Genomic DNA, 12,333 nt, shown 5'->3' with positions numbered 1-12,333 from the left:
TGATTCCTAAGGATCATGAGATTTGTTTATTTAATGTTTAATCTTAATTTTATACTGAATGGAAAAGCGAAAGACCTTCCATGGAAGACAAGTCGGGAAAAAACGGTTACTCCCAATCGTATTCCCTTTGTTTTTATTTCTTTTGATTCCTCTGAACGGCTATGGTGACGATACTCCCATGCCGGAGGTAGTACAACAGAATTCTACAAGAATCACAGGTGTAGTGAAGGATGCCTATGGTGAACCGGTGATTGGGGCCAATGTAAAGGTTGTAGGAACGACACAAGGAACCATTACCGATTTTGAGGGTAAGTTTTCAATCAATGTATCCGGTGCAAGTGCGAAAATCAAAATTAGTTTTATTGGTTACAAGGATAAAGAGGTAACCGCAAAGAAAGGTGTTAGTCTAAATATAGTATTAGAAGAAGACGCACAGACACTGGGTGAAGTGCAAGTAGTAGCTTATGGTGTACAGAAAAAAGTATCTATCACAGGAGCTATTTCATCTATGAAGGGGGATGATCTGTTGAAGACTCCGGCAGGATCTTTATCTAATGTATTATCCGGGCAAATCACCGGTATTTCTTCTGTACAATATTCCGGTGAGCCGGGAGCGGATGCAGCAGATATTTATGTGCGTGGTGTCGCTACATGGAACAATGCGAAACCGCTGATTCAGGTTGATGGTGTAGAACGTGACTTTTCTCAGATTGATCCGAATGAAATTGAGAGCGTGACTGTGTTGAAAGACGCTTCAGCTACGGCTGTATTTGGTGTACGTGGTGCCAATGGTGTTATCTTGATTACAACCAAACGTGGTGCAGAAGGTAAGGCTAAGGTTTCTTTCTCTACATCGGCTGGTGTCAATGTGCGAACAAAGGATCTGGAGTTCGCTAATTCTTACCAGTATGCTTCCTATTATAATATGATGAAAGTAAATGATGGTGGGGTGGCTACTTTTAGCGATGAACAGTTGGAAACATTCCGCAATCATTCTAATCCGTTGATGTATCCGGATATTAATTGGATTGATTATTGTATGAATAAGGCTGCTTTTCAGTCTCAGCATAATGTGAATATATCTGGTGGAACTAGTAATATGAAATATTTTGTTTCTGCCGGTTTGTTCACGCAAGGCGGTATGTTCAAGCAGTTTAATGCGACAGATGATTTTAACTTTGATTACAAACGATACAATTATCGTGCTAATTTGGATTTTGATGTAACGAAAACAACCTTACTGTCAGTCAATATTGGCGGTCGTATAGAGACAAAGCGTACTCCGGAATCAGGTGAAGATCAGAATCAATTGTTCCGCAAACTTTATTGGGCGGTTCCTTTTGCGGGTGCAGGTATTGTAAACGGTGAACGTGTTGTATCTAATTCTGAAGTTCTTCCTTTTACGGGAGTGGATGGATTGAGCTCTTATTATGGAAAAGGCTTTCAGACAAAGACAACAAATGTGTTGAATGTAGACCTTGCATTGAATCAAAAGTTGGATTTTATCACAAAAGGATTGTCCGTAAAACTGAAAGGTGCTTATAATTCAGAATATGCTAATACTAAGAAAGCGAGTTCATCCAAGGCTTATTATACACCTGTTGCAAATGCTGATGGATCTATTTCTCTTCGTAAATATGGGACTGACTCTCAATTAAGTTATGGGGAACCTGATAACGGTTTTTCTAAGGCGCGCAACTGGTATATGGAACTGGCATTGAATTATGCCCGTAAGTTTGGGGATCATAATGTGACAGCATTGTTACTCTATAATCAATCAAAGAAATACTATCCGTCAGAGTACTCTGACATTCCTACCGGATATGTAGGTTTGGTAGGACGTGTGACTTATGATTGGAAAACCCGTTATATGGCAGAGTTTAATGCGGGTTATAATGGTTCGGAAAACTTTCGTCCAGGAAATCGGTATGGTTTCTTCCCGGCAGGTTCATTGGGCTGGGTTGTAAGTGAGGAATCTTTCTTCCAACCGATTAAAAGTGTAGTGAATTATTTAAAACTACGTGCTTCTGTAGGAATGGTGGGTAATGATGTATCACAACGATTCTTATATTTGCCTGATTCTTATCAATATGGTGATGGAGGATATTATTTCGGGCAGAATGTTGGAAATAAAATGCCCGGTGCCAGTGAAGTCAGCCGTTCTAATCCGGATGCCAAGTGGGAAACTGCAGTAAAGCAGAATTATGGAGTGGATGCCACCTTCCTGGCAGAGCGTTTGACGGTTTCTTTAGATTACTTTAGGGAAGATCGTAGTGATATTTTATCTAAACCCGATTATTTGCCGGCAATTCTAGGTATGTCACTTCCTTCTGTTAACGTTGGGGAGACATTGAATAGAGGATTTGAAGTACAGTTGAAATGGAACGAAACTCTGAAAAATGATTTCAGATATTGGGCAAACTTTAATATTTCTTTCTCAAGGAATAAAATTGTCTATAAGAATGAGGTAGAGCAAAATGAGCCTTGGATGTATGAGACTGGACGTAGAATAGGTTCCCGTTCGATGTATAAGTTTTGGGGGTTCTATGATGAAACGGCAGATATGCGTTATCAAGAGGAGTTTGGACGTCCGATAGCTAATCATGGTATTACATTGGTGCCGGGTGATTGCGTTTATGTGGACTTGAATGCCGATGGTGAAATAAATTCCAATGATGCTACGCGCGATATAGGGTATACCGATATGCCGGAATACACTGCCGGATTGAATACCGGATTCAGTTGGAAGAATTTTGATTTTTCCATGCAATGGACAGGAGCTTGGAATGTGGATCGGATGTTAGACGAATTCAGACGTCCGTTGGGTGATACAAATGAAAAGGGATTGTTGCTTTATCAGTATGATACAACGTGGCGTTCATCGGCTGATACATTCACTGCTAAATTCCCGCGTACTTCTAGTTTGCATGCTTCCAATAATTATGCAGGGTCTGACTTGTATTTGATTAATGCCAGCTATTTGCGTCTGAAAAGTGTGGAAATAGGTTATAATTTCAATTTCCCTTTCATGAAGAAACTGAAGATGGATAATTGCCGGTTGTATGTAAATGGATATAATTTGATTACTATTACTGGATTCAAATGGGGAGACCCGGAATCTCGTCAGAGCTCCCGCCCTAATTATCCTTTGACACGTGTATTTAATATTGGATTGAAACTTGGATTCTAATACTTTATGAATAATATGATGAAACATTTAAGTAAATGGTTTATAGCGACATTGGCAGGAGTAGCTTTGTTTTCCTCTTCTTGTGTCGATCAAGTGAAATTTGGAGATAGCTTTTTAGAAAAGGCTCCGGGGGTAGCGGTAACGCAAGATACAATCTTCGGAAAAGCTACGTACGCTCGTGCTTTCCTGTGGAATACTTATAGTAAACTTTATTACGCGCTCCCTGTATATTGGAATACGGTGGAGGGGAAAATGAACACAGGAATCTTTGAAATGATGTCCGATTGCTGGCATAGCCACACGGATTGGAATGGAATTAACCGGAAATACTATTCAGGCTCTTATAAGGCAGGTGATGAGGATAGTAGCGATGATACGCGCTTTGGTTATACTAAAGAGAATTGTTGGGAGGCGATTCGTGCTGCATTACTTTTTGTGGAGAATGTAGAGCGGGTTCCGGATATGGAAGATGCGGAGAAAAAACGTTTGGCGGCAGAAGCTAAAGTGATTGTAGCATCTCGTTATTTTGATTTGTTTCGCCACTTTGGAGGGCTTCCGTTAATAAAGGAAACCTATGACGTGCAGCCTTCTTATGAATTGCCTCGCGCTACGGTGGAAGAAACGGTGAATTACATGATTAATCTTTTAGATGAGGCTGCTGCTACTCCTCAACTTCCGTGGGACTTAGGTACGGATGACACGAATTGGCAAGGACGCTTTACCAAAGCAGCTGCTATGGGGCTCAAGTGTAAGATTCTTTTGTTTGCAGCCAGCCCATTATTTAATGACAATGTCCCCTATTGTACGGAGCCACCGCAAGATGCTGTAACTAATCATCAGGTGTGGTATGGTGCTTACAAACCGGAGTTATGGGACCAGTGTTTGCAGGCTTGTGTTGATTTCTTTACAGAACTTCAATCAAGAGGGTATTATGAACTGACACAGGCAACGGAAGCTACGGCAAAAGGTTACAGAGATGCGTATAATAAGGCCTATTTTACCCGTGAGAATAATAAAGAACTGTTGATTTCTACGCATATTTCCCGTTTCGGTAAATTTAATTCATGGGATGAATGGCAGTATATTTTTGTCAATAGCGGAAATGGTACAGTTATTACGGGTGGATTGACCCCTACACTGGAATTTATGGAGATGTTTCCAATGAGTAATGGCGAACCTTTCCAGTTGAATACTGCTACAGACCTGTTTTATACGGATAATGATTACAATAAACCGATTCGTGACCCACGGTTGTATGAAACGATGCTGGTGAATGGAACACAGTTTGGAGATCATGCTGCCGAATTATGGATTGGAGGACGTGACAATATCAATGATACAGAGAAAGAGACAGGTAAATATGCTACTGGATTCGGATGTTACAAGTTCTATAAGGAAGGTGTCAATTCTCTGAAAGATAAATATCTGCAATGGCCATATCTGCGTCTGGCAGAAATGTATCTGATTTATGCGGAGGCTTTGCTTAAATCGAAGAATGATCTGCCAGGTGCTATTGAGCAAGTAAATAAAGTACGTGCCCGTGTTGGTTTAGGAGACTTGGCGGTTTGCAATCCCGGCAAGAATCTGACGACTGACGCTGATGCCTTGCTGGAAGAGATCCTCAGAGAACGTGCTTGCGAATTAGGCTTGGAAGATGTACGTCTGTTTGACATGACACGATATAAAAGAGAAGATCTTTTTAGAAAACAACTCCATGGATTGAAGATTTATAGAAATGATGGGGGAGGAAATACGCCTTGGTCCGGAAGTACCGGAAACAGCAGTATTTATCCTAAACCAACGAAATTCACTCATGAAGCGTTTCCGCTAGTGAATCCTTCCCGTGCATGGTGGAGTAATTTTAGTCCGAAGTGGTATTTGTCAGCATTCCCACCATCAGAGGTGAACAAGAAATACGGATTGACTCAAAATCCTGGTTGGAATTAATGTGGAATAACTACGATTAATCATAGAATAAAATGAAAAAATATAAGATACTAGCTTTAGCGATATTCGCTTGCGTCACCTTGAACGGCTGGGCACAAAGTGAAGATAATGTAACCGGAAGAGTTCTTGATGAAAAAGGGAAGCCGGTAGCGGGAGCCTTGGTTTCGGTTGAAGAGAACCCATTGGTGCGGGTGGCTACAGATAAAAATGGACGTTTTGAAATCACTGCTGTGAAAGGAAGCCGTTTGAAAGTACAGACTGGTGATGATGCAATGAAGGTGGTGAAAATAGAAAACGGTTCGGAATTGACGGTTGTCATGGATTACTCTTCAGAGAAAGTAAATTACGGATTTGGATTGCAGCAAACGAATGCGGAGTCTACTGGTGCCGTATCTACTGTATATGCAGAGAATATAGATAAAAGCTCGGCTTTTTCAATCGGAAATTCATTATATGGCAATGTGCTGGGACTGACTACCATGCAAAGTACCGGTGTGGTATGGGGGCAGATGCCGTCGATGTATATTCGCGGCCTGAAGACACTGAATGGTAATAATGGCATCTTGTTGGTCGTGGACGGACTTGAACGGGATAATAACTGGCAGGCTTTAAAATATATTACTCCGGAAGAAGTGGAATCTGTTAGTGTACTTCGTGATGCGGCCGCGTTGGCTCTCTATGGCTATAGGGGAGTGAATGGCGTAGTCAATATTGTGACAAAACGTGGTAAATACGATACTCGTGAGATTAATTTTTCTTATGACCATGCTTTCAATTATATGACGCGCAAGCCGGAATTGGCGGATGCCTATACGTATGCTTCTGCCTTAAATGAAGCATTGACAAATGATGGCAAGCAGGTGCGATATTCGCAAAATGAATTGAATGCGTTTAAAAATGGCACTTCTCCTTATCTTTATCCGAATGTAAACTGGTGGGAAGAAGTTTTTCGTGATCGTGGGGCGTCAGATATCGCAACATTAAGTTTTCGCGGCGGATCTACCAAGATGCGTTATTATACAATGATGAATTTGCAGAACAACCGTGGATTTATCAAAAACTTTGATACGAATGCTGACTATTCCACTCAGGAAAAGTATTCAAAAGCTAACTTCCGTACCAATCTGGATATTGATTTGTCACCGAAAACAAAGATGCAGGCCAATATCATGGGGATTTTGAATGAATTCAGTCGTCCGGGTATGGGCAGCGATAATTTGATAAGCAAACTGTATCAATTACCTTCAGCGGCTTTCCCTATCCGTACGGAAAGTGGTTTGTGGGGAGGAAATACTACTTGGGGTGAGAACTGGAATCCGGTAGCGTTGACTGAAGGGCGCGCATACTCAAAAGGACATACTCGTGGATTATATGCTGATATGTCTTTACGGCAGGATTTGTCTTCTTTAACCAAGGGGTTAGGAGCTTCTGTCCGTATAGGATATGACAATCTCGCTTCTTACTGGGAGAATCACACAAAAGGATATAAATATGGTATGGCATCGGTCGCTTCCTGGGAAAACGGATTGCCGATAGCTGGTGAGGAAATAACGGGAGGAAAAGATACGGAAATGTCGGGTGACAGCAAACTTGACTGGCAATATCGCGCCTTTAACTTCCAAATGAATGTCGATTGGCAACGTCAGTTTGGTGTACACAGTCTGTATTCCATGTTGCTTTATACCTATAAATATGATAATGCTAAAGGAATCAATAATACGTTCTACCGTCAGAATGCGGGTTGGTATACTCATTATGGCTTTAAGAATCGTTATTTTGCAGATTTTACATTGATGGCTTCTGCCTCCAACTTATTGGCGCCCGATCATCGCTGGAATGTATCTCCTACAGTTGGGCTGGCATGGCTTATTTCTAATGAGAAGTTTATGCAAAGCCAGAATGTGGTGGATTTCCTGAAACTGCGGGCTTCCTTCGGTATGTTGAATACGGATAATATTCCCGGTAACGGCTATTGGAATGAGACGGTAGGTGGCGGTAATGGCTATCCGATAAATAATAATTTCGGTGGTGATGGAGGCTGGCATGAAGGTCGTCTGGCATCTGTTAACGGAACCACAGAAAAAGCTTATAAGTATAATGCGGGTGTGGATGCTACCTTGTTCAAGGGATTGACTTTGACAGTGGATGGCTTTTATGAAAGACGTTCTGATATTTGGGTCAGTTCAGACGGACAGAATTCGGCGGTGTTGGGTGCATCCGGTTCTTATGTAAATGCGGGTATCGTAGATAGTTGGGGCACGGAAATCGGCGCCAATTACTATAAGAAGATGGGTAATGTGGAATTAAATCTGGGAGGAACGTTCACTTACAATCGAAGTAAAATTATAGAAATGCTAGAAGAACCGGCAGCTTATGACTATACGCGCTCTACGGGCAATCCGGTAGGACAAATCTTTGGATTGCAGGCTATTGGATATTTTGTAGATCAGGCAGATATAGATAATAGCTTGCCACAGCAGTTTGGACCGGTAAAGGCCGGAGATATTAAATACAAGGACATGAATGGTGATAAAGTAATTAATTCGGATGATAGAGTAGCTATGGGATACAATAGTACATGTCCTGAAATTTATTATTCGTTCAGTCTTGGTTTGGAATGGAAGGGATTAGGTTTTAGTGCACAATTCCAAGGAGTGGGAAATTATACGGCAATCTTGTCGGGAACTTATTATCATCCATTGGTGGATAATACGACAATTTCTAATTATGTTTACCGGAATCGTTGGACACCGGAAACTCCGAACGCTCGTTTCCCAAGGTTGACGACGGAAACTGTTGACAACAATCTGCAGACAAGCTCTTTATGGTTGGCAGATCGTTCTTTTTTGAAGTTGCGTAATTGTGAGGTGTACTACAAGCTTCCTTCATCCTGGTTGAACAGGTTTTGGGTAAAGAATGCGAAAGTATATGTAAGAGGGGTTGATTTACTTTGCTTCGATAGTATTGACCAATTGGATCCGGAAGCGATGAATAACTCTTATCCTGCTACCCGATCTATTCATGTTGGTTTGTCAGTAGGATTTTAACGTTTAACGCTATAAAAAGAAAGAAACTATGAAATTGAAAAATATATGCCTAGGAATAGCTTGTATAGCGGTGGTGTCAGCTTGCAACGATAAGATGGATTATCATGAATACACGTCATACGACAAGGATTATGTCTTTTCGGATTTTTCCCGTACGGCAGGATTTGTGAATAATATCTATAGTTATCTGGATTCCGACTTGCCAAGCTATCAGTCATTGGCTTCCGCTTGTGATGAAGCAGAAATGGCTGTTACTTATTCATCTGTTCTCGACTATACAAATGGTGCTTGGAGTGCATTGAACCCTAAATCTCTGTGGGGGTATTATTCGGGTATTCGTGCCGCTAATTACTTTCTGGAAGAAAGTAAAGACCTTGATTTTTATGATTTACGCTATGCGCAGGATTATGAGGCTCAGATGAACCGATTTAATCGTTATCAGTATGAAGTTCGTCTGCTACGTGCGTATTACTATTTCTTGTTGGTGCGTGCGTATGGGGATGTGCCTTTTACGGTGAATGTGTTGACAGAGAAAGAAGCTAATTCTCTTTCACGTACTCCGGCGTCGGAAGTCTTTGATTTTATTATTAGTGAATGTGAGGAAGTGGCGCCTGAGTTGCCCGTTTCTTATTCCGCTTTGGATAATGATGCTGCGGGTGGTTCCAACCCGGAGGCCGGTCGTGTCACGCAGGGAACGGCTTTGGCATTAAAAGCCCGTGCCGCATTATATAGAGCAAGCAAACTGTTCAGTGGTGGTGAAGACCGGAATTTATGGCGTGAAGCTGCTGTGGCCAATAAAGCTGTTATTGATTATTGTACGGCTAACGGTATCCGGCTTGGAAAATATACGGATATTTGGGGTACGGATAATTATCAAGCTTCTGAAATGATTTTCGTTCGTCGTATTGGAGATACAAGTAGTCCGGAATATACAAATTTCCCGGTTGGTATGGAGAATGCCAGTTCCGGTAATTGCCCGACACAAACATTGGTGGATGCTTACGAATCTAAGGATAATGGAGATAAAGATCCGCGTTTCGGCATGACTATCGCATGTAATGGTGACAAATGGCCGAATACGAATCCGAATCCGTTGGAAACATTTATTGGCGGTAAGAATGGTCTGCCTCTTCCTTATGCAACACCGACCGGTTATTATTTGAAGAAGTATTTGGATGCGTCTACCGACATCAGTGCGGAGAGTGGCAGTGGAGGCAAACGGCATAACTGGGTTATTTTCCGTCTGGGAGAATTTTATCTGAATTATGCAGAGGCAATCTACCGTTATTTGGGAGCGGCCGGTGCTACGGACAACGAATTCAGGATGTCTGCTTGTGCCGCAATCAATAAGGTGCGTCAGCGTTCGGATGTACAAATGCCGGATTTCCCGGATAATATTTCTAACACTGAATTTTGGGAACGATATAAAAAAGAAAGAATGGTAGAATTGGCTTTTGAACAACATCGTTTCTGGGATGTTCGCCGTTGGAAAGAAGGTGGCTTCACTAAAATCGGGCGTATGCAGATTACCCAAAAAGAGGATGGAAACTTCCTCTATGAGCGGACAAATAAATCATTGGTTTGGGATGATAAAATGTATTTCTTTCCGATTCCGGCTTCGGAAATGCGTAAGAATCCGAATCTGAGCCAGAATCCGGGTTGGTAAGTTTTATTAATGATAAAAGATAAAAGCTATGAAGTTGAATGTTAAATATATGATTGCAGCCTTTGCGCTTTTAGGACTGGTTGGCTGTGATAAGAATTTTGAAGAATTTGAAACATCGGGGGGAGGAAGTCCTGCTGCCGTTGAACTTTCTACGGTCGTGTCGGAGGCTTTGCCGGGACAGATTAAACTGACTTGGAAAGCACCGGAAGGAGATTACGCTTATATGCAGATTCGCTATTATGACCCTTTACAAAAGAAAAATATCTGTAAGATTGCTTCTAAAGGAACAACGGAAATGTTGATAGAAAATACTCGTGCTCGTTTCGGAGACTATACTTTTTATTTGCAGACCTTTAATGCGGCTCATGAAGCAGGAGCAGTTCAGGAATTGAAAGCACGGTCGGGAGCGATGCCGGCATCGTATACGGAGAAATCCCGTACACAGGTCAGTCTGATAGTAGACCAATTATCTTGTAATTATCCGGACGCGTCTGAAGGGTATTTTGACCGTTTGATAGATGGTAAAACGGCGGATCCCTCTTTTTTTCACACCAACTGGCATTCTCCGCAAGTTGACCTGCCGCATTATATACAGATCGATTTAAAGGAAGAACATGAAAATTTTGCATTCGAGTATTATACGCGGGATACAGGTAACACGGACGGATTCCCTACTTCTGCGGAATTACAGATTAGTACGGATGGTGAACATTGGGAAACTGTTTCTACTTTGAGTGGATTGCCCACAACACGTCAGACAAAATACGCTTCTGATTTTGTAATGCCGGGTAAGAAGTTTAAATATTTCCGTTTCAATGTATTGACAAGTTCGTTGAACAAGAAATATTTTCATATAGGGGAGATTGCCTTTTTTGATGCGGATATTGAAAAGTATGACCCGGAAACGGTTCCTTTGGATTAATTTAAAATGAGACTTATGATGAAAATGAATAAAATATGGATGGTCGCCTGTATGGCGGCCACCCTCATCGGTGGAGTATATGGCTGTGACGATGATAAAGATTTTAGTTATGAAGGTCAACTAGATCTGAATTTGTTGAATCTGACGCAAGCCCGTGAAGTGTGGGATGGTGCGGAATGTAACGTGACTACGGATTTACGGCAAAGTGAGGATGAAACGCCTGTTAAAAACTTTACTTATAAGTTGAGCTTGTCTCTTTATCAAGGACGCACAGCCGGACAAGAAGCTAAAGTTAGCTTGGTTGTGAATAAAGATACATTGAATAAAGTGCTAGCTAAGGTGGCGGAAGGAGGCATTTATGCAAAATATGACGGTGCGGAATTACTTCCGGAGTCCTATTATCATTTATCTTCTCAGACATTAACGCTACAAGCTGGTGAAACAAAATCGGATGCCGTATCAGTAACAGTCTATTCTAGTGAACTGGTTGCAGCTTGCCAGGAAGCGGAGAGGAATTTGTTGTATGTACTTCCGTTAGCGATTGAGGGCTCATCCTCTTATGGAATTAATTCTAAAACAAATACGTTGATGTTACTTTTCAATGTGACCTATGTAGAATCGGCTGAAGATGAAAAAGGACCGGAATATGTGCCTGATCCCAATGATGCACCGGAAACGACGGAAGAAGGACTGGTTTTGAAGTTTCATGATGAATTTAATGGAACGGGAGAGCCGGACTGGAATGTATGGCGTTGGGAAGAAGGCTTCCAACGTAATCAGGAATTGCAATGGTATCAGAAAGAAAATGCTATTTGTAAAGACGGGGCATTGATAATTACAGGAAAAGAGGAATGGGTAAAGAATACGAATTATGAAGCTGGAAGTAGCGACTGGAAAAAGAATCGTGAATATGCTGAGTATACTTCGAGCTGCCTGATTACAAAAGATTATAGATTCCGGAAAGGACGAATGCTCGTCAGAGCCAAGATTCCTACGGCAATGGGAGCATGGCCGGCTATCTGGACGACTGGTGGAAGCACTGACAGTTGGTGCTGGGAATGGCCGCTGGGAGGCGAAATTGATTTGCTTGAATATTATCTGGTAAATGGAAAGCCGAGCGTACACGCCAATGTTTGTTGGGGATCGGACACCCGTTGGAACGGCAAATGGCAGTCTTATAACAGGCCGGTTGCTGAATTTATAGCGAAAGATAAAGATTGGGGGAAGAAGTATCATATTTGGCGTATGGACTGGTGCCTGGATGAGGACGAGAATACCTTGAGACTTTATTTGGATGACGAATTGATGAATGAAATTAAGGATTTGAAAGCGACTACAGGAAATGGATCTGGTGGACTGGATGATTGGTGGAGAGGATCATATCGTAATCCATATCTTGATGAAGGTAATAACGCGGGTAAAGAGAATGATGAAGGATTCGGACAATGTATCTGGTTGAATCTGGCTTTGGGATCCAATGGAGGTGAACCGGACTTGTCTAAGTTCCCGCTTGAATATCATGTGGATTATGTTCGTGTTTATCAGTTTGAATAAACGATAG

Annotated in this window: 6 protein-coding genes; all 6 read left to right on the top strand. The window is 41.8% G+C overall.

Going from position 1 to position 12,333, the window contains the following annotated elements; all coding sequences use genetic code 11:
• The first annotated feature begins 58 nt into the window (after nucleotides 1-58).
• From BHV72_RS15095 to BHV72_RS15070, 6 genes are read left to right on the top strand one after another with little or no spacing between them, the layout of a single operon-like run.
• A complete protein-coding gene (locus BHV72_RS15095) occupies nucleotides 59-3,190 on the top strand; it encodes a SusC/RagA family TonB-linked outer membrane protein (protein ID WP_258974627.1) in 3,132 nt (1,043 codons plus the stop codon).
• Nucleotides 3,191-3,196: 6 nt separating this feature from the next.
• A complete protein-coding gene (locus BHV72_RS15090) occupies nucleotides 3,197-5,137 on the top strand; it encodes a RagB/SusD family nutrient uptake outer membrane protein (RefSeq protein WP_005678957.1) in 1,941 nt (646 codons plus the stop codon).
• 32 nt (nucleotides 5,138-5,169) lie between these two features.
• Nucleotides 5,170-8,184: a SusC/RagA family TonB-linked outer membrane protein gene (locus BHV72_RS15085; RefSeq protein ID WP_286856421.1), complete on the top strand. Its 3,015-nt coding sequence runs from the start codon at nucleotides 5,170-5,172 to the stop codon at nucleotides 8,182-8,184.
• 28 nt (nucleotides 8,185-8,212) lie between these two features.
• The gene (locus BHV72_RS15080) at nucleotides 8,213-9,850 is read left to right on the top strand and encodes a RagB/SusD family nutrient uptake outer membrane protein (protein ID WP_005682215.1); all 1,638 of its coding nucleotides are present in this window, start codon (nucleotides 8,213-8,215) and stop codon (nucleotides 9,848-9,850) included.
• 28 nt (nucleotides 9,851-9,878) lie between these two features.
• Nucleotides 9,879-10,772, top strand: a complete 894-nt coding sequence (locus BHV72_RS15075; RefSeq protein ID WP_005678960.1) for a discoidin domain-containing protein — start codon at nucleotides 9,879-9,881, stop codon at nucleotides 10,770-10,772.
• Between the two features lie 15 nt (nucleotides 10,773-10,787).
• Nucleotides 10,788-12,326 (top strand): BT_3987 domain-containing protein, encoded by a 1,539-nt coding sequence (locus BHV72_RS15070; RefSeq protein WP_286856417.1) that lies wholly within the window; start codon nucleotides 10,788-10,790, stop codon nucleotides 12,324-12,326.
• Nucleotides 12,327-12,333 lie beyond the last annotated feature (7 nt).

The sequence above is a fragment of the Bacteroides sp. 43_46 genome (assembly GCF_001915455.1).
Lineage (GTDB): Bacteria > Bacteroidota > Bacteroidia > Bacteroidales > Bacteroidaceae > Bacteroides > Bacteroides caccae.
Note: the sequence above shows the minus strand (reverse complement) of the source record. Positions and strands in the feature narration are given on the sequence as shown.

Coding starts and splice junctions, on each gene's coding strand:
- BHV72_RS15095 (WP_258974627.1), top strand. CDS start 59: ATGGAAAAGCGAAAGACCTTCCATGGAAGACAAGTCGGGAAAAAACGG.
- BHV72_RS15090 (WP_005678957.1), top strand. CDS start 3,197: ATGAATAATATGATGAAACATTTAAGTAAATGGTTTATAGCGACATTG.
- BHV72_RS15085 (WP_286856421.1), top strand. CDS start 5,170: ATGAAAAAATATAAGATACTAGCTTTAGCGATATTCGCTTGCGTCACC.
- BHV72_RS15080 (WP_005682215.1), top strand. CDS start 8,213: ATGAAATTGAAAAATATATGCCTAGGAATAGCTTGTATAGCGGTGGTG.
- BHV72_RS15075 (WP_005678960.1), top strand. CDS start 9,879: ATGAAGTTGAATGTTAAATATATGATTGCAGCCTTTGCGCTTTTAGGA.
- BHV72_RS15070 (WP_286856417.1), top strand. CDS start 10,788: ATGATGAAAATGAATAAAATATGGATGGTCGCCTGTATGGCGGCCACC.